The sequence below is a fragment of the Micromonospora sp. WMMD710 genome (assembly GCF_029626045.1).
Taxonomy (GTDB): domain Bacteria; phylum Actinomycetota; class Actinomycetes; order Mycobacteriales; family Micromonosporaceae; genus Micromonospora.
Map to the genome: position 1 here is coordinate 4,014,797 of NZ_JARUBD010000001.1, position 21,485 is coordinate 4,036,281.

Consider the following 21,485-nt stretch of genomic DNA (forward strand, 5'->3'; position numbering starts at 1 on the left):
GCTCCCCCACCGGAGGGAACGCTCAGCCCGACGGGGTGACGAAGCCGGACTCGTAGGCGGCGATGACGGCCTGCGTACGGTCCCGGACGCCCAGCTTCGCCAGCACGTTGCCGACGTGCGTCTTGACCGTCTCCACCCCCACCACGAGGTGCGCGGCGATCTCCGGGTTGGACCGGCCGGTGGACATGAGCCGCAGCACCTCGGCCTCCCGTTCGGTGAGCCGGGCGGCGCGCAGCCGGTCGCCACCGGCCGGCCCGTACGCCCCGACGAGCTGGCGGATCGCGGCCGGGAACAGCAGCGACTCCCCGGCCGCGACCACCCGGACGGCCTCCACCACCTCGGCCGGCCGGGCCCGTTTGAGCAGGAAACCGGAGGCGCCGGCGCGCAGCGCCTGGTAGACGTACTCGTCGTTGGCGAACGTGGTGACCACCAGCACCCGGGGCGGGGCGGCGGACGTGGCCAGCAGGTGCCGGGTGGCCTGGATGCCGTCGATGCCAGGCATCCGCACGTCCATCAGCACCACGTCCGGCCGGTGCCGGGCCACCAGGGGCGGCACCTCGGCGCCGTCGGCGGCCTCGGCGAGCACCCGTAGGTCGGGTTGGGCGTCGATGATGGCCCGCAGTCCGACCCGGATCAGCTCGTCGTCGTCGACGATCAGCACTCCGGTGGTCATGGCGTCTCCTCGTACGGCAGGCGGGCCCGGATCAGCCAGCGGTCACCGTCCGGCCCGACGGTGAGCCGACCGCCGAGCAGCAGGACCCGTTCCCGCATGCCGTCCAGGCCCCGACCGGACCGCCCCGTGTCGGCCCGGTCGGGGCGGCTCATCGCGTTGACCAGTTCCAGTTCCAGCGCGTCCGGCCACAGGTCCAGCCGCAGCGTCACCGGCCCGTGGCCGTACCGGGCGGCGTTGGTCAGTCCCTCCTGGACGATCCGGTAGCCCTCCCGGGAGACCGCCGCGGGCAGCCGCGCCGGGTCGCCGACGCGATGCGCGTGCACCGTCAGCCCGGCCGCGCGGGTGTCGGTGACCAGCCGGTCCAGGTCGGCGAGGGTACGCTGCGGCGCCACCCCCCGCGGGCCGCCGGCGGTCTCCCGGAGCAGCCCGAGGACGTGGTCCAGCTCGTCCATGGCGGTCCGCCCGACGTCCTCGATCGCGGTGAGCGCCCGCCGGACGAACTCCGGGTCGGTGTCGAGCACCTGGCGGGCCGCCCCGGCCTGGAGGGTGGCGACGGTCAGCGCGTGGCCGATCGAGTCGTGCAACTCCCGGGCCAGCCGGTTGCGTTCGGCGAGCCGGGTGGCCCGCGCCTCCAGGGCGGCGATCCGCTCCGCCTGGGCGGGGCCGAGCAGCACCGGCGCCATCGACACGGCGAGTGCGCCGAGGCCGGCCACGGCGTAGCCGAGGCCGATCAGCAGCGCCACCCCGGTCAGGGTCAGCCACCCGCCGTCCCGCCCGTCCAGCGGGCCGAACTGTTCCCGGCTGGTCAGTTCGACGCCGATGCCGAACTGCTGGGCGATGAACGCCAACGCCATCGGCAGGGCGCTGAACAGAGCGATCATCACCAGAGCGCCGACGATGAGGTGCGTGGCGATCCAGAGCGCGCTGCGCAGCCGGGTCTCCCGGTCGCCACGGTGGCCCGGTGCGGGTTCGGGCAGATCGACGCCGAGCAACGCCCGTACGGCGGCGATCTCCAGTGCCCGGCTGCCGTCCAGCAGCAGCGGCACCACGGCGATCAGCGCCGCGATCACCAGCAGGGCGTACACGAGGGGGCGGGGGATCTCCGAGTCGGCGAGCAGCTGGGCGAAGGTCACCGCGAGCAGCCCGTACGGCAGCGCCAGCACCCCGCCTAGCAGCAGGAACACTCCGCGCCGCCAGGTGGTGCCGGCAACCAGCGGGCCCAGCGCCGCTCGGAAGCTCATCCGGTCATTCTGCTGCCGCGTCCCGGGGTGCGACTCCCCCGCACCGGGGAGATCTCAGCGGTGGTCGGCGACGTACTCCTTCGGGTCCTTGTCGCGGAACGGCAGGTTACGGCCGTTCTTGTGCTCGCCGTAGAAGGTCAGCCAGCGTTGGCCCAGCTCGGCGCGCAGTTCGAAGCTGGCGTGCCGGCGGAAGTCGGGCAGCGCCTCGTCCTCCTCCTCGGCCAGGTGTTCGCTGTTCTCCCGGCGGGCCGTGCCGACCGCCTCCCACCAGGGCTTCGAGCCGACCGGGTGCAGCTTCGACTCGGCGATGGCGTCGCGGATCTTGTTGTGGTCGCCGATCGCGTCGGCGGTCTCGTCCTCGCCGTCGTCGCCGTGCTTCACCAGGTGCGGGTAGAGGATCGCCTCCTCCGCCTCGGCGTGGATGTCGAGGTGCAGGTTGAGGGCGTCCCAGATGGCGAGCAGTTCCTGCTCGTCGCGGGCGTCGTCGAGGCGGGCGAAGCCGCGCCGGAAGGCGGCGTGGTCGTCCAGGATCAACGCGGTGATGTCGTCCACTGTGCTCACTTTCCCCATGGCCCGGCGAGGCGGGCGAACCGCATGGCGTCGAAACTACCCCGATGTCCCGGTTCGCACACCCGATCCCCGGCACCATCGGCCGGAGCTAGGCTCATGATCGTGACCTACCTCGCCGCGGATGACCGCTACGACACCATGACCTACCGGCGCAGCGGACGCAGTGGCCTGCGGCTGCCCGCCGTCTCGCTCGGGCTGTGGCACAACTTCGGCCCGGACCGCCCGTTCGACCGGCAGCGTGACATCGTCCGGCGCGCCTTCGACCTGGGTGTCACCCACTTCGACCTGGCCAACAATTACGGGCCGCCGCCCGGCTCGGCGGAGCAGAACTTCGGCCGGCTGCTCGCCACCGACCTCAAGCCGTACCGCGACGAGCTGGTCATCTCCAGCAAGGCCGGCTACCTGATGTGGCCCGGCCCGTACGGCGAGTGGGGCTCGCGCAAGAACCTGATCTCCTCGCTGGATCAGTCGCTGGCTCGGATGGGGCTCGACTACGTCGACATCTTCTACTCGCACCGCTTCGATCCGGACACCCCGCTGGAGGAGACGATGGGCGCGTTGGACGCCGTCGTGCGCTCCGGCAAGGCGCTCTACGTGGGCATCTCGAACTACAACTCGGAGCAGACCGCCCGTGCCGCCGCGATCCTGCGTGAGCTGGGTACGCCGCTGCTGATCAACCAGCCGTCGTACTCGATGCTCAACCGCTGGACCGAGGACGACGGCCTGCTCGACACGCTGGAGCAGGTCGGGGCGGGGTGCATCGTGTACAGCCCGCTGGCCCAGGGCTTGCTGACCGACCGTTACCTGGGCGGCATCCCGGCGGACTCGCGGGTGCGCACGAGCGTCTTCCTCAACGAGAGCGACCTCAGCGAGGACAGGATGGCCACCATCCGGGGGCTCGGCGCGGTCGCCGAGCGGCGCGGCCAGTCCCTCGCGCAGCTCGCTCTCGCGTGGGCGCTGCGGGACCCGCGGATGACCAGCCTGATCATCGGGGCAAGCAGCGTGGAGCAGCTGGAGACGAACATCGCCGCGCTCGACAACCTCGACTTCACCGGCGAGGAACTGACCGAGATCGACGGCCTCCTGGGCTGATCGGTGCGGGCGGCCCGGGTCACCAGATCCGGCGCCGCCCGGCCCGGTGGTTGCGTACCTCGCACTGCCGGCCGACCGGGGCGGCGGCGCTGCGACGTCGCCGGCTCGCGCCGATCAGCAGTGCCAGCACGAGCACGACAGCGGAGCCGGCCAGCACCGGCCAGCGGGCGCTGAGGTTGGTCACCGACGCCACCGAGACGCCCGGGTCGGCCGCCGCCGCCACCGCCTGCTCGGTGGCGGGCGGCCGGCTCGCGGGGGTACGCGGAGCAGCCGGCGCGCTCTTCGCCGCGCCACTTTTCGCCGTGCCGCTCTTCGCCGTGCGGAACACCACGTCCGAGCAGGAGTAGTAGGTGTCCGGGGTGTTGGAGTTCTGCCAGATCGTGTAGATGAGGTGCCGCCCCTCGCGGCCCGCCGGCAGTCGACCCGCCAGCTGGTACGCCCCGGCCCGCACCGGCGGGTCGGTCACCGTCAGGAAGGGGCGCGCCTCCAGGTCCGCCCAGGTGAGCCGTGCGCGGGGGTCGTAGTCGGGCCGGGTGACGTAAAGCCGGAAGGCGCCCCGGTGCTCGATGGTGGTCCGGTACCGGAAGGTGAACGTCGCGCCGCTGGTCACCTCGGTGGACGGCCAGTCGGTCCGGGGCAGGTCCAGTCCCCGGTACGCGGACAGCCCGCCGCTGCACAGCTCGCCGTCCGGGATCCGTTCCCGGTCCCGGCCGTTGATCGCGGCGACCCGCACGTTGTCCCACTCGCGGACGGCGGCGCCCGCCTGGACAGCGGCCCGGCAGGCGGCGGTGGCCGCGTACCGGCCCTCGGGTCCGCAGGCCGCGGCCCGGCTGATCGGGTCGGTCGGGGCGCCGTGCGCGGCGGCGGGCGTGGCGGCCAGCGGCACCGTCGCGGCAGCGACCAGTACGGCGGCGAGCACTCGGCGCATGGTCATGACGTGACCTCCCAGCAGTGGTACGGGCGCGGGGGGCCAAAGGTTCGACGCCGGATGGCCGGGAATCCGGCGGGGGTGCCCAGCGTTTCGATACTCGGAACCGCTTGCACCGAGGAGGCAGACATGAAGGTACGTAGCTCGTTGCGTGCACTGAAGCAGAAGCCGGGTTCGGTGGTGGTCCGCCGTCGTGGCCGGGTGGTCGTGGTGAACCGCGCGAACCCGCAGTGGAAGAGCCGCCAGGGCTGATAAACCCTCAACCGGACATACAGTCGATGAACGCCCCGACCGGGTCACTCCGGTCGGGGCGTTTTCGCGTACCCGGACGCCCGTGACGACGGGGGAAAGACCACCCGGACGCCAACGCCCACCTGGTCCGCCTGGGCCAGCAGCAGGTCTCACGCCGGTCGACCCGGGCGGCCGCCGCCCACGCCCGGACGTCGCCGCCGGCCCAGGTCCCGCTGCGCATCCGGCAGCTCATCGACGGCTGGCCCAGCAACCCGGCGTACGTCCAGACCCGGTTCTTCGACGCCGTCGCGGTGAACTCCCTGGCGACGGCGCTGTCGCCGAACTAGGGTGCCTCGGAAGAGTCGGCCCGGTGAGGGGGACCTCGTGTTCATCTTGGAGCTGTCCTTCGGCGACGACCCCGACCGGCTCGCCGCCCGACCGGCGCACCGGGAGCGTCTCCAGGCCCTGCACGGGGAGGGCCTGCTCGTGATGGCCGGGCCGTTCTCCGACGATTCCGGCGCGCTGCTCGTCTTCGACGTCCCGGACGCCGAGGCGTTCGCCGCGATCGTCGCCGAGGACCCGTATTACCGCACCTCGGGAGTGACGATCGTCAGCCAGCGGGAGTGGTCACCGATCATCCGCTAGGTGCCGGCCGCGCCCGCGCGGCCTCTTCTACGGATGGTGGCCGTTCAGCGTCAACATCGCCGGCGGCACCCGCTACGACGCCAACGTCGAGCAGGACATGGTCGACGGCTTCGACCGGGTGCACGACACCCTCGTCGCCCGGGGCATCCCCGTGATCGTCGGCGAGTGGGCCCTGCTCAGCTACGACTACACCCGGCCCGGCATCATCGAACGCGGCGAACTGCTCAAGTACTTCGAGGCGGTCGGCTACCAGGCGCGGATCCGCAAGCTCACCACCATGCTCTGGGACGCCGGCTCGTTCCTCAACCGCAACGACCTGCAGTGGCGCGACCCCGGTCTGTACGCGCTGATGAAGGCGAGCTGGACCACCCGTTCGGCCACGGCGTCGTCGGACCAGATCTACGTACGCCGGCGCGGCACCATCACCAGCAGGTCCCTCACGCTGAACCTCAACGGCGCCTCGTTCCGGAGCCTGCGCCACGGCAGCACCGTCCTGACCAACGGCACCGACTACACCGTGTCCGGCAACACGTTGACCCTGACCAGCGCGGCGCTGACCCGGCTGGTCGGCAACCGCGCGCCGGGCGTCAACGCCAGCCTGGAGGCGACCTTCTCGCAGGGTGTGCCGTGGTCGATCAGCATCATCTCCTACGACCCCCCGACGCAGACCGCCGCAAACGGGACGACCAGCTCACTCGTCATCCCCACCCAGTTCCGCGGTGACCAGCTCGCCACCATGGAGGCCACGTACGCCGACGGCAGCCCCGCCGGCCCAGCCAACTGGACCTCGTACAAGGAGTTCTGGAGCAGCTTCCAACCCGACTACGGCGCGAACACGATCATCATGAAGCCGGAGTTCTTCGCCGAGGTCAACGACGGTGTGGTCACCCTGACGTTCCACTTCTGGAGCGGCACACAGATCACGTACCGCGTGACGAAGGCCGGTACGTCGGTGACCGGCAGCCCCGCCTGACCCGCAGGTCGGGTGCAGCACAGACAGCGGCCCGGTTGATGATCATCAACCGGGCCGCTGGCCTGTCTTCGCAAGGTGGAGCCGAGGGGACTCGAACCCCTGACCCCCACACTGCCAGTGTGGTGCGCTACCAGCTGCGCCACGGCCCCTTGCGGTCGTCCCGGTCGCCCGGGCACTGGGAAACTATACACAGACCGGCCGGCATGGTCATCTCGCGGGGGTCACCGCCGGGCCGGGGTCAGTTCAGCGCCACGTCCGGAGGGAAGTGGGCGACGGCGGCCATCATCCCGCCCTGCCGGCGCAGCACCATCGGCCACAGGTCGTCCGGCCGGTCGACGAAGGCGTCACCGGGCAGCGCGTCCAGCACGAACCAGGAGCCGTCCGCGATCTCCTGCTCCAACTGCCCGCTGCCCCACCCCGAGTAGCCGGCGAACACCCGGATCCCGCCGATGCTCTCCCGCAGCCGTTCCGGGTCGACCGACAGGTCGATCGTGCCGACCGCCCCGGAGACCTGGTGGAACCCCTTGACCCGGCGCATCGGGTGCCGCATCCGGGCCAGGCAGATCGCCGAGTCGGGCTGCACCGGGCCGCCCTCGAAGAGCACCGCCGGGTGGCGGGCCAGGTCGCTCCAGTCGCCGAGCACGTCGGCCACCGGCACCTCGGTGGCCCGGTTCAGCACCACGCCGAGCGCGCCGCCCGGCTCGTGGGCGACCAGCAGCACCACCGTACGGTCGAAATTCGGGTCCTTGAGCGCCGGAGTCGCGACCAGCAGTCGCCCGGTCATCGACTCCATCGCTCGTCCGCCGATCGCCTGGCCCTCTCCCTGCATCTCACACACCCGTCAACCGTGAGCCCGCACCGGGGATCCGTCACCCACCGGATCCGCACGGTGCACCGGGATCAGCCGCGCTGTCAACGCCATGCCTGGCACCATAGCCTGCGTCCCGGGCGCTGGCTAAGGTCTGACCGGCAGGTGATCGGACAGTTAAGACGGAGGGTCAATGGCACCGACGGCGGACGTGGCGGTGATCGGCGGTTCGGGCCTGTACGCGCTCCTCGACGGCACCACGCATGAGCTGGACACCCCGTACGGCCCACCGTCGGATGCGGTGACCATCGCCGAGGTCGCCGGGCGGCGGGTCGCGTTCCTGCCCCGGCACGGTCGCGACCACCGGTATCCACCGCACCTGATCCCCTACCGGGCCAATCTCTGGGCGTTGCGCTCCCTGGGCGTACGCCAGGTGCTCGCCCCGTGCGCGGTCGGCGGGCTGCGCCCTGAGCTGGGGCCGGGCACGTTCGTGGTGCCGGACCAGCTGATCGACCGGACCAGCGGTCGGGCGCAGACCTACTACGACCGGGGCGCGGTGCACGTGCCGTTCGCCGACCCGTACTGCCCGAACGGCCGGCGTTCGCTGCTCACCGCCGCGGTGGGCCGGGACGTCTCAGCCGTGGACGGCGGCACGGTGGTGGTGGTCGAGGGCCCCCGGTTCTCCACCCGGGCCGAGTCGCGTTGGTTCGCCTCGATCGGCGGCACTGTCGTCAACATGACCGGCCACCCGGAGGCGGTCCTCGCCCGGGAACTGGCCATCTGTTACTCGTCGATTGCGCTGATCACCGATCTGGACGCCGGGGTGCAGGCGGGCGAGTCGGTGACGCAGGACGAGGTGTTCCGGGTCTTCGCGGCGAACACCGACCGGCTGCGGGACGTGCTGCTGGACGCGCTGGCGGCGTTGCCGGCCGCTCAGGACTGCGCCTGTGGCCGGGCGCTGGACGGCATCACCCTGCCCTTCGCGCTGCCCTGAGTCGACGCGCCCACGAGCGCGTCGCCACGGGCGCCCGGGAAACGCCCGAAAGGTCCGTCACATCCCGATAGATTCGGTTGATCGGGAGGGCGACCACGGTCGCCCCTGCACGCGATACGGAGGCAGGCGGCGATGGCAACGGTCCGGGACGCCACGTACGACGTGCTCCGCACCCTCGGCATGACCACCGTCTTCGGCAATCCCGGCTCCACCGAGGAACCGTTCCTGCGGGACTTCCCGGCCGACTTCCACTACGTCCATGCCCTGCACGAGGCGACGGCGGTCGCCATGGCCGACGGCTACGCCCAGGCCGCCGGCGTGCCCGCGCACGTCAACCTGCACACCGCCCCGGGCACCGGCAACGGCATGGGCAACCTGGTCACCGCCTGGCACAACAAGACCCCACTGATCGTCACCGCTGGCCAGCAGACCCGGGAGATGCTGCTGCTCGAACCACGGCTGACCAGCCGCCGCGCCACCGAGCTGCCGCAGCCGTACGTCAAGTGGGCCTACGAGCCGGCCCGGGCGCAGGACATCCCGGCGGCGGTGCTGCGGGCGTACGCCACCGCGGTGCAACCGCCGGCCGGCCCGGTCTTTCTCTCGCTGCCGATGGACGACTGGGCCCAGCCGGCCGGCACGACGCCCGAGCCGCGCTCGGTGGCCACCCGGTTCGGCCCGGATCCGCAGCGGCTCGACGAGTTCGCCCGGATGCTGGCCGGCAGCCGCGACCCGGTGCTGGTGTTCGGGCCGGGAGTGGACCGTTCGGGCAGTTGGGCGAGCGCGGTCGCGCTGGCCGAGCGGCTGGCCGCACCGGTCTGGTCGGCGCCCGCACCGGAGCGGGCCGTCTTCCCGGAGGACCACCCGCACTTTCGTGGGGTGCTGCCGTTCGCGATCGGGCCGCTGGCCGAGGCGCTGAGCGGCCACGACACGGTGCTCGTCGTCGGCGCCCCGGTGTTCCGCTACTACCCGTACGTGCCGGGCGAGCACCTGCCCTCGGGCACCCGTCTGCTGCACGTCACGGACGACCCGGACGAGGCCGCCCGCGCGCCGGTCGGCGACAGCCTGCTCGGCGACCCCGGGCTGACCCTGGCCGCGCTGCTCGACCGGATACCGCAGACCGACCGGCCCGCCCCGGCACCCCGCGCCACGCCGACGGCGCCGGAGGTGACCGTGCCGTTGAGCGCCGACGCCCTGTTCGCCGCGCTGGCCGCGCACTGGCCGACCGACGGGGTGCTGGTGCAGGAGTCACCGTCCAACCTGGCCGCGCTGCGCCGCCAGCTGCGGGTCACCCGGCCCGCGTCGTACTTCACGATGGCCAGTGGTGGCCTCGGCTACGGTCTGCCGGCCGCGATCGGCGTGGCGCTGGCCGAGCGGGACACCGGGCGGGGTCGGCCGGTGGTGGCGGTTATCGGCGACGGCTCGTTCCACTACTCGGTGCAGGCGCTGTGGACGGCCGCGCGCCTGGCACTGCCGGTGGTGGTCGTCGTCCCGGTCAACCAGCAGTACGCGATCCTCAAGGCGTTCGCCGAGCTGAAGGAGACGCCCGGGGTGCCCGGCCTGGATCTGCCGGGGCTGGACATCACCGCCATCGCGGCCGGCTACGGCTGCGCCACCGAGGTGGCCGAGACACCCGACCAGCTCGGCGCGGCGCTCGCCGCCGGGCTGCGCGCCGACCGTCCCACCGTCCTGCCGGTGCCGATCAGCACCGACGTGCCCAGCATCCTCTGACCCGGTCCACCTCAGCGCGCGGCGATCGACAGCGGAGCTCCGGTGAAGGCGTCCAGCACCGGCCGGGCACCCAGTGGTGCCGCGAGGGTCACCGTGACCGGTTCGAGTTTGAGCAGGTCGATGCAGACTCCGGTGGATCGGGTGACGGCGCCACCGACCACCACGGCGTCGGGTCCTTCCCGCACCAGCGGTGTGATCCCGGTGTCGCAGGCGCCGACGCCGAGCCGGACGGTCACCCGTGCCCCGTCGACGGCCACCAGGTCCTGCGCACCGACCAGCCCGTCCGGCAGGGGCCGGGGCGGCACGGTGGGCTCGGGGACCGCCGTCACCGCCGTCGGCGCGACGGCGAGCCGGGCCACCGGGACGGCCAGTTCCTCGATCGTGAACAGCCAGGCCGGCACCTGCGCCTCGCCCCGGCTGGTGTGGACCGGCACGGCCCCCAACGTGACGCCGGTGACGGTCAGCGGCAGGCAGGCGGTCTGCGTCGTGCTGGTGGCCCAGCCGTCCGGTCCTGGTTCGACGGTGGGGCCACCGGGGCTCGGCAGGCCGGGCCGTTTCGGTCGCCCGGGGCAGGGTGGCGGATCACCCTGGTCGAGTTGCCGGTACGCCTCGACCGCGTTGACCAGCGGCACGGTGAGGCGACCGTCCGGGAACTGGATCTCCCCGCCGACCCGCATGGGCGTGATCGGGACCTGCTCGCGGTACCAGCCGGCCCGGAACGCCGCCTCGGTGTCGGGAGTGAAGCGTGGATCGCCGACGAGCACGGTCGGGCCCTGCAACGGGACGTACCCGCTTCGCCAGCTCGCGTCAGGCCGCCACGCCTGCGCGACCTCGGTGGCCCGCTGGTCGAACGCCGCCGACCGCTCTGCCGGATCGGTGGGCCCGACCGCCGGGCCGGCGCCGGTCGGGGCGCAGCCCGCGGCGAGCAGCAGCGGGAGTACGAGCAGCAGAGCCGGTCGACGCATGCCGGTTCGACGCGCCCGTCGACACCCCGGTTCCCGGGCCGACGCTCAGGTTTCGCCACCCAGATCCGTCTGGTACGCCTGCCAGAGCAGGTCGGCGCCGCGTCGCCGATGGCGGGCCAGCGTCCGCAGCAGGTACCCGGCCCGGTGCCGCACCTCGTCGGGGCTGACGTCGCAGTGCTCGGCCAGCCGTCGCACGGCCCGGAGGGCGGCGACGATCCCGGCGTGCTCCCGGGTCAACAGCCGTACCCCGTGGTGCAGGCGGGGCGAGTGGGCGAGCAGCTCCCGGTAGAGACCGGCCGGGCCCTCGGTGACCCGGACGTGCTCGGCGAAGCGTTGCTCGACCGGCCGCAGGCGGAGCAGCACGTCCTCGCGCCAGCGCGGCTCGGACGTCGCGACGGCGACCGCCCGGGCGAGGGCGTGCACGTCGCCGGCGAGCCCGGCGGGCCGGGGCTCGCCGGGAAGACCAGCGGGGTACGGATCGGGAGCGGAGAGCACGTGTGACGGCTGGTGGACCGGACCGGTGACCATGGCACCTCCCGCGCGGCGCTGCTACCCCATACCGCGATGGTGAACCCGCCCGCCGTCCCTGTCCAGGGGCTCAAGAGCCCTCATCTGCTCCTTCGGTCACCGTCCCCGCGTCCCTTCCGCCGAGCGGGTCCGGCGATGCGCTCAGTCGCCTGACGGGCGCTCCGCCAGGCGGCGCAGCTCGCCGGCCACGTCGCCATCGGGTCGGTCGTCGGGTCGGCTCGCCGCGATTCGCGTCGGCCAGCGCCCGCAACTCGGACGGCGGCAGGGTGGGCAGCAGCATCCCCGGCGGCAGGTCGCGAGCCTCCTCGTAGGAGGCGAGCGCGTCACCCGGGCCGGTCAGCCGACGCAGTAGCCCGCCAGCGATCAGGGGCAGCAGCACGAACGCCGCACCGACGCCCGCCACCAGGACGCCGACCACCATCGCGACGGCGCGCCGGCCGGGCGGAGCGCCGACCGACAGGCGCAGCTGCTGGTTCGTCACACCGGCAGCGTAGGCGAGTGAGGGCCAGCGTCCACACGACGAAGCGCCCCGGCCGTGGGGCCGGGGCGCTTCGCTCGAGGTGGTGGAGGTGCCGGGAATCGAACCCGGGTCCTTCGCCGGTTTGTCAGGGCTTCTCCGAGCGCAGCTCGCTGTGCCTCTACTCGGCCCCACCGCTCACGCGAGCAAGTTGGTGTGACGGGCCCAGTCGCTGATTGATCTCGCCGCTCGGACCCCGCGACCGGGTCCGATTGGCCAGCCTTCTAGCTGATGCCGGCTACTGGGACGAAGGCGTTCCCAGGCCGACAGACTTAGCTACTCGCCTCAGGCGGCGAGAGCGAAGTCAGCGCGATTGTTCTTGGCGCTTATAAGTTTCCGACGACCGATTCTCGAGACGACGTCGGCTTCCTCGGCTCGCTTCCCCTGTCGCTGCGTACGAAGTCGAAACCAGTCACCCCCTCGACAGGCCACCGATGTGGCGGCACTGACAAGACTAACGCCTGCCGCAACGCCTTTCATCCCGAGGCCCGGGCCGGGCGTGCCGACCAGGACAAATGGGATGAATCAGTCGTCCATTCCCTTACCGCGTCGACCGGACACCCGGGCGATCTCCCGGTCCGCGTCCCGCTTGGCGAGGTCCTGACGCTTGTCGTACGACTTCTTGCCCTTGGCCAGGGCGATCTCCACCTTGGCCCAGCCGTCGGCGAAGTACACCTGCAACGGGACGATGGTGAAACCGCCCTCGCGGGTCTTGCCGACGAGCTTGTCGATCTCGACACGGTTGAGCAGCAGCTTGCGCGTACGCCGGGGCTCATGGTTGGTCCAGGTGCCCTGCGTGTACTCCGGGATGTGCATGGCGTGCAGGTACAACTCGCCGTCGCGCTCCTGGGCGAACGCGTCGACCAGCGACGCCCGCCCGGCCCGCAGCGACTTGACCTCGGTGCCGGTCAAGGCCATGCCCGCCTCGTACGTGTCGAGGATCGAGTAGTCGTGGCGCGCCTTCTTGTTGGAGGCGACCACCTTGCGCCCCTTTTCCCGTGGCATCGGTGCCACCCCCTCTCCTGCGTCGTCCTCGGCCGGGGTCACCCCGGCCGGACAACCGATCATGTTACCTGAATGACAAGGACCCTCCCGCGCCGTTTATTTCCGGCCGCGGGAGGGTCCCCGGGAGACGACGGGACGACCCGTACGGTGCCTAGACCCGCAGGTAGAAGCGCAGGGTGATCCAGGCGGTGGCGGCGCTCACGAGGCCACCGACGCCGGCCATCAGCGGGAAGATGAACAGGATGTCACCCCAGCTGATCGGCGAGAGCAGGCCCTGCAACGCGCTGAGCGACCCGTCGAAGAGCAGATACTTCGCCGCGACGAGAGCGACCAGACCGAGCAGCGAGCCGATCAGGCCGGCCACGACAGCCTCCAGCACGAACGGCGCCTGGATGAACCAGTTGGACGCACCGACGAGCTTCATGACCGCCACCTCGCGCCGCTTGCTGTACGCGGCCACCTGAATGGTGTTCGCGACCAGCAGCAGGGCGGCGATCGCCATCACGATGGCCGCGGCCAGCGCGATGTTCTGGATCGAGGTGAGGATGTTGAAGATCTTGTCCAGCAGGCGGCTCTGGTCGACGATCTCGTCGACGCCCGCCGTGTCCTTGTACTGGTCGTAGATGTCCTTGTACTGCTCCGGGTTGTTCAGCTTGAGCCGGAACGACTCGGGCAGCTGGTCCGGCTTGACGGCGTTCACCAGGTCCGGAGCGTCCTGGTACATCTCCTTGAAGCGCTTGTACGCCTCGTCCTTGTTGACGTAAAGGACGTCCTTCACCAGAGGGTCGCCGTCGAGCTTGGTTTGCAGCTCTGTGCGCTCCTGCTCGCTCACCTCCTGGTTCAAGAAGATCGAGACTTCGATGTTCTTGTAGTAGAGGTCCTTCATGTCGTCGACCTGGCGGTACATGAGACCGCTGGCGCCGAGCATGGTCAGCGAGACCGCCATCGTGATGATCATCGCGATGGACATGGTCACGTTGCGCCACAGTCCGACCAGTACCTCGGACAGGACGTATTTCACGCGCATCGGGATTTCCTCCGGGTCTCCGGCATGTGGTGTTCGTCGTCAGGCTGCGCAGGGGTGGAGCGCCGGCTCACCCGTAGACGCCGCGGGCCTGGTCACGGACGATGCGACCGCTCTCGATCTCGACGACGCGGCGGCGCATCTGGTTCACGATGTTGGAATCGTGGGTGACCATCACGACGGTCGTGCCGGTGCGGTTGATCCGGTCCAGCAGGCGCATGATCTCGATCGAGGTGTCCGGGTCCAGGTTTCCGGTGGGCTCGTCCGCCAGCAGGATCAGCGGACGGTTCACGAACGCCCGGGCGACGGCGACCCGCTGCTGCTCACCACCGGAGAGCTCGTGCGGGTAGCGGTGCTCCTTGCCACCGAGACCGACCAGCTCCAGCACCTCCGGCACGACCCGGCGGGCAACCGCCTTGGTCTTGCCGATCACCTCGAGAGCGAACGCCACGTTCTCGTAGGCGGTGCGGTTCGGCAGAAGCCGGAAGTCCTGGAAGACACAGCCGATCGAACGCCGGAAGTGGGGTCGCTTCCACGAGCGCATCGACGTGACGTCCTTGCCGTTGACGACGACGCGGCCCTTGTTGGGGGCGACCTCGTGCAGCAGCATCTTGATGATTGTGGACTTGCCGGAGCCGGATGGACCGATGAAGAAGACGAACTCGCCCTTCTCGATCGAGACGGACACGTTGTCGAGCGAAGGCCGGGACGCCTTCGGGTACGTCTTCGTCACTTGCTCAAGCTGAATCACGGGTGGTGAGTCTACGCGGTGTAACAACTGAGCCAAGCCCCACGCCCCATAGATCCGGCGCGCGTCGTCGAATCAGGCTTCTACCTGGAGATCGACGACGCGCTCCGCCCGCGAGCCGTCACGCACCGTCGCCAGCGAGCTGACGCTGCTTGCGCCAACGGATACCCGCCTCGATGAACCCGTCCAACTCGCCGTCGAAGACCGCGCTCGGATTGCCGGTCTCCTGCTCGGTTCGGAGATCCTTCACCATCTGATACGGGTGCAGGACGTAGGAGCGCATCTGGTCGCCCCACGAGCCGGCGGCGTTCTCCTTGAGCCCCTCCAGCTTGGCCTGCTCCTCCTGGCGCTTGCGCTCCAGCAGCCGGGCCTGCAGCACCCGCAGCGCGGACGCCTTGTTCTGCAGTTGGGACTTCTCGTTCTGGCAGGTCACCACGATGCCGGTCGGGATGTGGGTGAGTCGGACCGCCGAGTCGGTGGTGTTGACGCTCTGCCCACCGGGGCCGGAGGAGCGGTAGACGTCGACCCGTACCTCGTTCTCCGGGATGTCGATGTGGTCGGTCTGCTCGGTGACCGGCAGGACCTCGACGCCCGCGAAGCTGGTCTGCCGGCGGCCCTGGTTGTCGAACGGGCTGATCCGGACCAGGCGGTGCGTCCCCGACTCGACGCTGAGCGTCCCGTACGCGTAGGGCACCTTGACCGCGAAGGTGGCCGACTTGAGGCCCGCCTCCTCGGCGTACGAGGTTTCGTAGACCTCGGTCGGGTAGCCGTGGCGCTCCGCCCAGCGCAGGTACATCCGCAGCAGCATCTCGGCGAAGTCCGCCGCGTCCACGCCACCCGCACCGGCCCGGATGGCGACCAACGCCTCCCGGGAGTCGTACTCGCCGGAGAGCAGGGTGCGGACCTCCATCTCCTGGATCGACTTGGTCAACCCGGTGATCTCCGCCTCGACCTCGGTGAGCACACCCGGGTCGGATTCGGCCTCGGCCAGCTCCAGCAGCACCCGGGCGTCGTCGAGTTGGGCGCGCAGGCTGCCCAGCTTGCTGATCTCGCCGTTGACGTACGACAGCTGCGAGGTCACCTGCTGGGCCTTGGCCTGGTCGTCCCAGAGGTCAGGGGCGGACGCCTCCTGCTCAAGGCGGGCCTTGTCCTCGTGGAGACGGTCGATGTTGAGGACGGCCTCGATGTTTCGCAGGGTCGCGTCGAGTTCCTTGAGCTGTTCGGCGTAATCGGCAGCGGTCACGACAGACAAGCGTACTGTGCCGTAGGCAGCCCAGCTCGTCGCGTATGCGGGAACCCGCCGATCGTCACCCGACGGGGGCGGTTTTCAGCCACGACAGGGCCGCCCGGTGGTAGGCGACCGCGAACTCCAGCGCGCTGGCGTCGTAGGTCTCGCCGTCCCGTTTGGCGTTTTTGACCTGTTCGCGTACCTGGGCGAGGGCCTCCGTGTGGTACTCGTTGGCGGAGGCGTACAGGCCCTTCAACTGGCTGGCGGAGTGCAGGTTGCCGAAGGCCATCCGGAGCGCTATCGGGTTGCGGATGGTGTCCCGCCCCGGGTTCTCCGCCAGCCAACGGGAAAATGTCCGTTTCCCGCTGGCGGTGAGAGCGTACGGCTGGCTCATTCGCGGCCCCGGCTTGCCGAGCCGCACGAAACCCCGCTCCGCCAGCACCGGCAACTCGCGGTAGACCTGACTGCGGGTCATCGACCAGTACGGCGCCAGTCGGCGCTCAGCGGCGGCCATCAACTGGCCGCCTGTCATCGGGCCCTCGTGGAGGAGGCCGAGAAGGGCCGCCGCCGTAGGGTTGACTCCGGATTCCGCCATGGCCACTACGCTGCCACTTTGCGCACGCGGCGTCCAGGATTTGGCAGTTTGCCACCCGACAGGACTTCCTAAGTGCACTGTCGGCGGCAGACTGTCCGTTGAGGACTATCGATGAGTTGGGACGATCGGCCGACCGCCGGCGGCGCCACGCGCGCCGCCGGCGGGTCGTCGACGGTCAGCCCATGTGGGGGTACGTGTGGTCGGTCGGCGGCACGAACGTCTCCTTGATCGTGCGCGGCGACACCCAGCGGACCAGGTTCAGCCAGGAGCCCGCCTTGTCGTTGGTGCCACTGGCCCGGGCACCGCCGAAGGGCTGCTGCCCAACCACCGCGCCGGTCGGCTTGTCGTTGATGTAGAAGTTGCCGGCCGCGTACCGCATCCGCTCGGCGACCGCGTCGACCACCTGCCGGTCGGTGGCGAACACCGACCCGGTCAGCGCGTACGGGGCGATCGACTCGGCCTGCGCCACCACCTCGTCGAAGCGGGCGTCGTCGAACACGTGCACGCCCAGGATCGGCCCGAAGTACTCGGTCGTGAACGTCTCGTGCGCGGCGTCGCCGCACTCGAAGAGGGTCGGCCGGACGAAGTAGCCGACCGAGTCGTCGGCGGTGCCGCCGGCCAGCACCCGGCAGCTGTCGTCGCCGGCGATCAACTCCAGCGCGGCGGTGTGCCGGGCGAACGCCTTGTCGTCGATCACCGCACCGCCGAAGTTGCTGAAGTCGGCGACGTCACCGTAGGTCAACGAGTCGGTGGTCGCGGCCAGCCGATCACGCAGCCCACCCTCCCAGAGCGAACGCGGCACGTACGCCCGCGAGGCCGCCGAGCACTTCTGACCCTGGTACTCGTACGCGCCGCGGATGAGCGCGGTGTGCAGGGCGTCCACGTCGGCACTGGTGTGCGCGACCACGAAGTCCTTACCGCCGGTCTCGCCGACCAGCCGGGGGTAACCCCGGTAGCGGGCGATGTTGTCGCCGACGGTCCGCCACAACTGCTGGAAGACCCTCGTCGACCCGGTGAAGTGGATGCCGGCCAGGTCCGGGTCGGCGAGCACGACGTCGGAGACCTCCTCGCCCCGGCCGGTCACCATGTTGATCACGCCGGGCGGGAGGCCGGCGGCCTCGAACAGGCGCATGGTGAAGTGCGCGGCGAACTGCTGGGTCGGGCCCGGCTTCCAGATCACCGTGTTGCCCAGCAGGGCCGGCGCCGACGGGAGGTTGCCGGCGATCGCGGTGAAGTTGAACGGGGTGACCGCGTAGACGAAGCCCTCCAGCGGGCGGTGGTCGAAGCGGTTCCAGACGCCCGGCGACGACGCCGGCTGCTCCTCGAGCAGGCGCCGGGCGAAGTGCACGTTGAACCGGAGGAAGTCGATGAACTCGCAGGCCGAGTCGATCTCCGCCTGGATCGCGGTCTTCGACTGGCCGAGCATCGTGGCGGCGTTGAGGGTGTCGCGCCACGGGCCGGCGAGCAGCTCGGCGGCGCGCAGGAAGATCGCCGCGCGCTCCTCGAACGGCAGCGCCCGCCACATCGGGGCGGCGTCCTTGGCCGCCTTGATCGCCGCGCGGGCGTCGTCGTGGGTGGCGTGCGCGGTCACGCCCAGCACGTGGGCGTGCTTGTGCGGCTGCACCACGTTGATCGGATCGCCGGCGGCCATCCGCTGCTCGCCAGCGATGGTCATCGGCAGGTCGACGCGCTCCGCGGCAAGCTCGGTCAGCCGCCGCTGGAGCCGCTCCCGGTCGGTGCTGCCCGGCTCGTAGTTGCGAACCGGCTCGTTGCGCGGCTCGGGTACGGAGAACACGGCATCCATCAAGGCTCCTGGCGATCTCGACAGCAGTGGCGAAACCGGACCCGCGGGCACCGACCGGATGGCCGGACACCGGACGCCGCACGGGAGGGCCGAGCAGCGGCGGGACCTCGCAGGATTCTCCCATGCGGGGCCGCGCGCCCCACCTGGGCCACCTCACTGGGCCAAGGACCGGCCCACCCCTTCTCTCCTTACCGATCGGGCTCGATCCGACGATCCGCCCCTGCGCCGGGTAGCCGGCCCACGCCGGACGCCGGGTGGCCCGCCCACGCCGGACGCCGGGCAGCCCGGCCGGCACGCCGAGGGCTCCCAGCCGGCGCGGACCGTCCCGGGGCGACGGACTGGCCCGCGGGCCCGCGGGCCCGCGTACCCTGAGTGGTCGGTGACCTGCCGCGTCGAAGGGAAGACGATGACCAAGCAGCCCGGCCGCGTCACGGCCGCGGAGTCGAACGAAGCGGCGGTCGATGCGGCCATCCCCAACGGCCGTCCGGCACCCGCCCCCGGCGCGGCGGTGCTCGCGCTGCTGGCGCTGGGCTGGCTGACCGCCATGCTCTGGTCGACCCGGGAGGCCATCACCTCGGCCTCGGCCGGGATCACCGCGATCAGCCTCTCCGCGTTCGCCCTGCCCGGCGTGATCTCGGCCGCGCTGGTGGCCGGGGCGGCCATGGCGCTGGCTGGCGGCAACCTGCTGGCCCGCCGCTACGGCGACTGGGTCACCCTGCGCTTCGTCGGGGCGATCGGCGTCGGAATGGTGGTCGGGCTGGCCGCCGCGCTGGCGATCAACCTGACCTACTTCGACACCTCGATCACCAACGTGATCGCCGGCACCACCGCCGCCGCCGCGGTCATCGGTGGTGCGATCGCCGGCGCGCGCTCGGCCCCGACGGTCGGCGCCGTGGTGACCGCCGCCCTGGGCACCCTGCTCTTCGTGGTGGCGTTCAGCCAGGCCCGGGATCCGCTGTTCGACCTCTTCGGCGCGGGCGACAGCCAGGAGTCGATGGTCAACGCGGCAAAGTGGGTGTCACGTACCGAATCGCTCATCGCCGGCCTGCTCGCCGGCCTGCTCGTGTTCGGCTATCTGGCCTGGGCGCGCCGGCGGGCCGTCCGCCGCGACCCGGCGACGCCCGCACTGCGCTGGCCGGCGTACCTGCTCGCCGGCGCCGGGCCGGGGCTGCTCCTGCTGGTCGCCGAGGTGATCATCCGGATCGGGGGCCGTTCGCTGCTGGACCTGGCCAGCGCGCTCAGTGAGGCGGACGCGGTGGCGCAGACCTCGCTGGGCACGTCGCGGGTGGACAACGGCATCTGGGTGCTGTTCGTGGGCGCGCTGACCGCGCTCATCGCGTTCGGCCGCACACTCGGACCGGCACACACCGACGACGACGAGCCCGACTCCCCGGCGGAGGCGGACGAGCCGGCCGACGCCGTCGAAACGGACCCGGCCCGCTGACCCACGGCCGACTCAGCCGGCCGCGCGCAGCAGCAGGTCCAGTTCCGTCACGTCGTACCACTCCAGCTCGTGGTCCTCGGCGCTGTCGACGGTGAACTGGGCGTCCGGGTCACCGGCGGCGGCCTCGGCCACCACGTCGGCCGCCGCGGCGACCTCCTCGACGGCGTCCGCGCCGTCCACGTGGATCGCCGCCACGGCACCGACCGGCACGACGTCGGCCAACGTCACCGTGCTGGATCCCAGCTCGCCGTCGCCCCGCCCGAGCGCGGCCGGCGGCAGGTCGGCCGAGACGACCACCCGGCGGCGAGGTGCGCTCGGGTCGTCCCGGAGCAGGTGCAGCGCGTCCTGGGCGGCCCGGGTGAACGCGACGTACTCCAGCTCCTCCTCGTCGCCCTCGGCGTACCACTCGCGCAGCGCCGGGGTCACGGCGTGCGCCTGGTCGGCGCTCAGGCCCTGCTCACGCAGCCGGGCCAGCATCGGTACGGTCGCCGGTACGTACACCCGCACAAGCTCGTGGTTCACCGGTCGTCTCCCCGCTCGGTCCTGCGCCGGCGGCCGCCGGCACGGGCGCAGATCATGCCGCACGCCGTGACCGTCATACACCGCACCTCCGATCGGCGGAAGCTCCCCGCCGGTGTGTCCGCCGACGCCGGTCCGGGACCGGTGCTGTTCCGGTGCTGGGCGGTCGGCGCTGTCGGTGGCAAACTGAGCCAAACGACATCAACCCCGGGAGTTTCTGTGGAGCCCAGGTTCCTGCTGCTGTCCGACGTCGCCACCGAGCTGAACGTGTCGGACTCGCAGGTCTACCACATGGTGCGCAGCGGAGAGTTGCCGGCGATCAAGATCGGTGGGCGCGGCCAGTGGCGTGTCGAGCGCGCTCGACTGGAGGAGTACATAGCCCGCAAGTACGACGAGACCGCCGAGTGGGTGCAGAGCAATCCCCTGGTCGACCGCGATCCGGAGTAAGAATCCACTCCGTCTCGCCGATGTCGCGGTATCCGCGCGGCCTGGACAACCCGCCACTGGCGAAACGGCGCGGATCACGCGTTGCGACGGCGCATCCCTCCCCACTGTTGCCATTGACCCCGGTGCCGCCATCGCTCAGAATCTATGGTGTCGGAGGCAAACGAAGGCAAACGCAAGATCGAGAGGGCTGCGATGAGTGAGCGTCCGTCCCGACCACCCGTACGGCTGCGCCCCGCCCCACCCATCGATCCGCCGTACACCGACGAGGCCGACGGGGCGTACTGGCCGGCGCCGACCCACGGCCAGCTCGCCCTCGACCTGTTCGCCGCGTCCCGACAGGACCAGGCCCGACCGCCGGAGCGCCGCCGCTCGCTGCGTCCGGTGCCCGGTCGGCCCGCCGGCCACCCGGGTGCGCCGCTGCCGTCCGCGACGGTCTCCGAGGCGACCCGGGCCGCGCACCGCTTCGTCAGCACGTGTCTGGAGGCGGTCAACGGTTACCGCTCGCCCGCACAGGTCCGGCCACTGCTCGACCCGACCCGGTCCGGCGACCTGCTGATCGAACTGGCACGGGCGTCCGGGCGGGCCGGGACGCCCCGCCGCCGCGGTACGAGGCCGCTGGCCCGGCTGCTCCGTCTTCGCGTCTGTGAACCTCGGGACGCGGCGGTGGAGGCCGCCGCCGTGTTCACCGGCGACGGCGGGCGGAGCTGGGCAATGGCGCTCCGCCTGGAGCACCGCCGAGGCCGCTGGCTCTGCACCGCCCTACACGTCCTCTGACCGC

24 protein-coding genes, 1 tRNA gene and 1 other RNA gene are annotated in these 21,485 nt (G+C 71.3%); 9 read left to right on the forward strand and 17 right to left on the reverse strand.

The genetic code is table 11. The features are described from left to right. Nucleotides 1-22: 22 nt before the first annotated feature. Genes O7620_RS18480 through O7620_RS18490 form a run of 3 tightly spaced genes read right to left on the reverse strand, consistent with a single transcriptional unit; the run spans nt 23 to nt 2,484 of the window. On the reverse strand, nt 23-673 hold the full coding sequence (locus O7620_RS18480) for a response regulator transcription factor (RefSeq protein ID WP_278124050.1): 651 nt from the start codon (nt 671-673) through the stop codon (nt 23-25). After that, nucleotides 670-1,914, reverse strand: a complete 1,245-nt coding sequence (locus O7620_RS18485) for a histidine kinase (RefSeq protein ID WP_278124051.1) — start codon at nt 1,912-1,914, stop codon at nt 670-672. Before O7620_RS18485 ends, O7620_RS18480 begins: the two co-directional genes overlap by 4 nt. 54 nt (nt 1,915-1,968) lie before the next feature. After that, nucleotides 1,969-2,484, reverse strand: a complete 516-nt coding sequence (locus O7620_RS18490; protein WP_225854078.1) for a hemerythrin domain-containing protein — start codon at nt 2,482-2,484, stop codon at nt 1,969-1,971. 96 nt (nt 2,485-2,580) lie between these two features. Here O7620_RS18490 and mgrA point away from each other — a divergent pair, with 96 nt between their 5' ends. Then, complete coding sequence (mgrA, locus tag O7620_RS18495; RefSeq protein WP_278124053.1) at nt 2,581-3,576, forward strand: L-glyceraldehyde 3-phosphate reductase; 996 nt, start codon at nt 2,581-2,583, stop codon at nt 3,574-3,576. Nucleotides 3,577-3,595: 19 nt separating this feature from the next. Here the strand turns inward: mgrA and O7620_RS18500 are convergent, their stop codons facing one another. Then, the gene (locus O7620_RS18500) at nt 3,596-4,510 is read right to left on the reverse strand and encodes a lytic polysaccharide monooxygenase (RefSeq protein WP_278124054.1); all 915 of its coding nucleotides are present in this window, start codon (nt 4,508-4,510) and stop codon (nt 3,596-3,598) included. 123 nt (nt 4,511-4,633) lie between these two features. Here O7620_RS18500 and O7620_RS18505 point away from each other — a divergent pair, with 123 nt between their 5' ends. The 3 genes from O7620_RS18505 (at nt 4,634) to O7620_RS18515 (ending at nt 6,353) form a co-directional block, all read left to right on the forward strand. Then, complete coding sequence (locus tag O7620_RS18505; protein WP_030490864.1) at nt 4,634-4,756, forward strand: 50S ribosomal protein L36; 123 nt, start codon at nt 4,634-4,636, stop codon at nt 4,754-4,756. 363 nt (nt 4,757-5,119) lie between these two features. After that, a complete protein-coding gene (locus O7620_RS18510; protein ID WP_151487616.1) occupies nt 5,120-5,380 on the forward strand; it encodes a YciI family protein in 261 nt (86 codons plus the stop codon). A gap of 97 nt (nt 5,381-5,477) precedes the next feature. Further along, nucleotides 5,478-6,353, forward strand: a complete 876-nt coding sequence (locus O7620_RS18515; RefSeq protein ID WP_278124056.1) for a X2-like carbohydrate binding domain-containing protein — start codon at nt 5,478-5,480, stop codon at nt 6,351-6,353. Nucleotides 6,354-6,429: 76 nt separating this feature from the next. On the opposite strand, the gene O7620_RS18520 is transcribed toward O7620_RS18515, so the two are convergent. Both O7620_RS18520 and O7620_RS18525 read right to left on the reverse strand, forming a co-directional pair. Further along, nucleotides 6,430-6,502 (reverse strand) — tRNA-Ala (locus tag O7620_RS18520). 89 nt (nt 6,503-6,591) lie between these two features. After that, a complete protein-coding gene (locus tag O7620_RS18525) occupies nt 6,592-7,182 on the reverse strand; it encodes a YqgE/AlgH family protein (RefSeq protein ID WP_151487618.1) in 591 nt (196 codons plus the stop codon). A gap of 172 nt (nt 7,183-7,354) precedes the next feature. Between O7620_RS18525 and O7620_RS18530 the strand changes: the two genes are divergently transcribed. Then, the gene (locus O7620_RS18530) at nt 7,355-8,155 is read left to right on the forward strand and encodes an S-methyl-5'-thioadenosine phosphorylase (RefSeq protein ID WP_278124059.1); all 801 of its coding nucleotides are present in this window, start codon (nt 7,355-7,357) and stop codon (nt 8,153-8,155) included. Nucleotides 8,156-8,287: 132 nt separating this feature from the next. Further along, nucleotides 8,288-9,883 (forward strand): benzoylformate decarboxylase, encoded by a 1,596-nt coding sequence (gene mdlC / locus O7620_RS18535; RefSeq protein WP_278124060.1) that lies wholly within the window; start codon nt 8,288-8,290, stop codon nt 9,881-9,883. Between the two features lie 11 nt (nt 9,884-9,894). Here the strand turns inward: mdlC and O7620_RS18540 are convergent, their stop codons facing one another. The 10 genes from O7620_RS18540 to pruA all read right to left on the reverse strand — a co-directional run bounded on the left by O7620_RS18540 (nt 9,895) and on the right by pruA (nt 18,297). After that, entirely contained in the window at nt 9,895-10,848 is a 954-nt protein-coding gene (locus O7620_RS18540; protein ID WP_151487621.1) for a hypothetical protein, read from the reverse strand. A 45-nt stretch (nt 10,849-10,893) separates the two neighbouring features. Then, the gene (locus O7620_RS18545; protein WP_278124062.1) at nt 10,894-11,376 is read right to left on the reverse strand and encodes a hypothetical protein; all 483 of its coding nucleotides are present in this window, start codon (nt 11,374-11,376) and stop codon (nt 10,894-10,896) included. Nucleotides 11,377-11,446: 70 nt separating this feature from the next. Further along, nucleotides 11,447-11,857: a hypothetical protein gene (locus O7620_RS18550; RefSeq protein WP_278124063.1), complete on the reverse strand. Its 411-nt coding sequence runs from the start codon at nt 11,855-11,857 to the stop codon at nt 11,447-11,449. Nucleotides 11,858-11,937: 80 nt separating this feature from the next. Further along, nucleotides 11,938-12,313, reverse strand: a transfer-messenger RNA (tmRNA) gene (gene ssrA, locus O7620_RS18555). Nucleotides 12,314-12,418: 105 nt separating this feature from the next. Next, nucleotides 12,419-12,898 (reverse strand): SsrA-binding protein SmpB, encoded by a 480-nt coding sequence (smpB, locus tag O7620_RS18560; RefSeq protein WP_151487624.1) that lies wholly within the window; start codon nt 12,896-12,898, stop codon nt 12,419-12,421. A gap of 151 nt (nt 12,899-13,049) precedes the next feature. Then, nucleotides 13,050-13,925, reverse strand: coding sequence for a permease-like cell division protein FtsX (gene ftsX, locus O7620_RS18565; RefSeq protein WP_151487625.1), 876 nt, complete (start codon nt 13,923-13,925; stop codon nt 13,050-13,052). 67 nt (nt 13,926-13,992) lie between these two features. Beyond that, nucleotides 13,993-14,673 carry a cell division ATP-binding protein FtsE gene (gene ftsE, locus O7620_RS18570; RefSeq protein WP_030331491.1) on the reverse strand — a complete coding sequence of 227 codons (681 nt, stop codon included), beginning with the start codon at nt 14,671-14,673 and terminating at the stop codon, nt 13,993-13,995. A gap of 118 nt (nt 14,674-14,791) precedes the next feature. Next, nucleotides 14,792-15,913: a peptide chain release factor 2 gene (prfB, locus tag O7620_RS18575; RefSeq protein WP_151487626.1), complete on the reverse strand. Its 1,122-nt coding sequence runs from the start codon at nt 15,911-15,913 to the stop codon at nt 14,792-14,794. Between the two features lie 64 nt (nt 15,914-15,977). Further along, complete coding sequence (locus O7620_RS18580; RefSeq protein WP_151487627.1) at nt 15,978-16,493, reverse strand: PadR family transcriptional regulator; 516 nt, start codon at nt 16,491-16,493, stop codon at nt 15,978-15,980. Between the two features lie 175 nt (nt 16,494-16,668). Beyond that, a complete protein-coding gene (gene pruA, locus O7620_RS18585; protein ID WP_278124068.1) occupies nt 16,669-18,297 on the reverse strand; it encodes an L-glutamate gamma-semialdehyde dehydrogenase in 1,629 nt (542 codons plus the stop codon). Nucleotides 18,298-18,703: 406 nt separating this feature from the next. On the opposite strand from pruA, the gene O7620_RS18590 reads away from it, so the two are divergent. After that, nucleotides 18,704-19,741, forward strand: coding sequence for a hypothetical protein (locus O7620_RS18590; RefSeq protein ID WP_278124070.1), 1,038 nt, complete (start codon nt 18,704-18,706; stop codon nt 19,739-19,741). Nucleotides 19,742-19,753: 12 nt separating this feature from the next. On the opposite strand, the gene O7620_RS18595 is transcribed toward O7620_RS18590, so the two are convergent. Further along, nucleotides 19,754-20,263 carry a hypothetical protein gene (locus O7620_RS18595; protein WP_278124071.1) on the reverse strand — a complete coding sequence of 170 codons (510 nt, stop codon included), beginning with the start codon at nt 20,261-20,263 and terminating at the stop codon, nt 19,754-19,756. A gap of 216 nt (nt 20,264-20,479) precedes the next feature. Between O7620_RS18595 and O7620_RS18600 the strand changes: the two genes are divergently transcribed. Together O7620_RS18600 and O7620_RS18605 are read left to right on the forward strand one after the other, a co-directional pair. Then, nucleotides 20,480-20,707, forward strand: a complete 228-nt coding sequence (locus O7620_RS18600; protein WP_088946326.1) for a helix-turn-helix domain-containing protein — start codon at nt 20,480-20,482, stop codon at nt 20,705-20,707. Between the two features lie 192 nt (nt 20,708-20,899). Further along, on the forward strand, nt 20,900-21,481 hold the full coding sequence (locus tag O7620_RS18605) for an Rv3235 family protein (protein WP_151487631.1): 582 nt from the start codon (nt 20,900-20,902) through the stop codon (nt 21,479-21,481). The last annotated feature ends 4 nt before the right edge of the window (nt 21,482-21,485 follow it).

Bases quoted from the DNA above. Each gene is read 5' to 3' on its own strand.
- ftsX (WP_151487625.1), bottom strand. From the start codon at position 13,925: ATGCGCGTGAAATACGTCCTGTCCGAGGTACTGGTCGGACTGTGGCGC.
- O7620_RS18490 (WP_225854078.1), bottom strand. From the start codon at position 2,484: ATGGGGAAAGTGAGCACAGTGGACGACATCACCGCGTTGATCCTGGAC.
- smpB (WP_151487624.1), bottom strand. From the start codon at position 12,898: ATGCCACGGGAAAAGGGGCGCAAGGTGGTCGCCTCCAACAAGAAGGCG.
- O7620_RS18530 (WP_278124059.1), top strand. From the start codon at position 7,355: ATGGCACCGACGGCGGACGTGGCGGTGATCGGCGGTTCGGGCCTGTAC.
- O7620_RS18590 (WP_278124070.1), top strand. From the start codon at position 18,704: ATGACCAAGCAGCCCGGCCGCGTCACGGCCGCGGAGTCGAACGAAGCG.
- O7620_RS18500 (WP_278124054.1), bottom strand. From the start codon at position 4,510: ATGACCATGCGCCGAGTGCTCGCCGCCGTACTGGTCGCTGCCGCGACG.
- O7620_RS18605 (WP_151487631.1), top strand. From the start codon at position 20,900: ATGAGTGAGCGTCCGTCCCGACCACCCGTACGGCTGCGCCCCGCCCCA.
- O7620_RS18580 (WP_151487627.1), bottom strand. From the start codon at position 16,493: ATGGCGGAATCCGGAGTCAACCCTACGGCGGCGGCCCTTCTCGGCCTC.
- O7620_RS18485 (WP_278124051.1), bottom strand. From the start codon at position 1,914: ATGAGCTTCCGAGCGGCGCTGGGCCCGCTGGTTGCCGGCACCACCTGG.
- O7620_RS18540 (WP_151487621.1), bottom strand. From the start codon at position 10,848: ATGCGTCGACCGGCTCTGCTGCTCGTACTCCCGCTGCTGCTCGCCGCG.
- O7620_RS18515 (WP_278124056.1), top strand. From the start codon at position 5,478: ATGGTCGACGGCTTCGACCGGGTGCACGACACCCTCGTCGCCCGGGGC.
- pruA (WP_278124068.1), bottom strand. From the start codon at position 18,297: ATGGATGCCGTGTTCTCCGTACCCGAGCCGCGCAACGAGCCGGTTCGC.
- O7620_RS18480 (WP_278124050.1), bottom strand. From the start codon at position 673: ATGACCACCGGAGTGCTGATCGTCGACGACGACGAGCTGATCCGGGTC.
- O7620_RS18525 (WP_151487618.1), bottom strand. From the start codon at position 7,182: ATGCAGGGAGAGGGCCAGGCGATCGGCGGACGAGCGATGGAGTCGATG.
- mdlC (WP_278124060.1), top strand. From the start codon at position 8,288: ATGGCAACGGTCCGGGACGCCACGTACGACGTGCTCCGCACCCTCGGC.
- mgrA (WP_278124053.1), top strand. From the start codon at position 2,581: ATGATCGTGACCTACCTCGCCGCGGATGACCGCTACGACACCATGACC.
- O7620_RS18545 (WP_278124062.1), bottom strand. From the start codon at position 11,376: ATGGTCACCGGTCCGGTCCACCAGCCGTCACACGTGCTCTCCGCTCCC.
- O7620_RS18505 (WP_030490864.1), top strand. From the start codon at position 4,634: ATGAAGGTACGTAGCTCGTTGCGTGCACTGAAGCAGAAGCCGGGTTCG.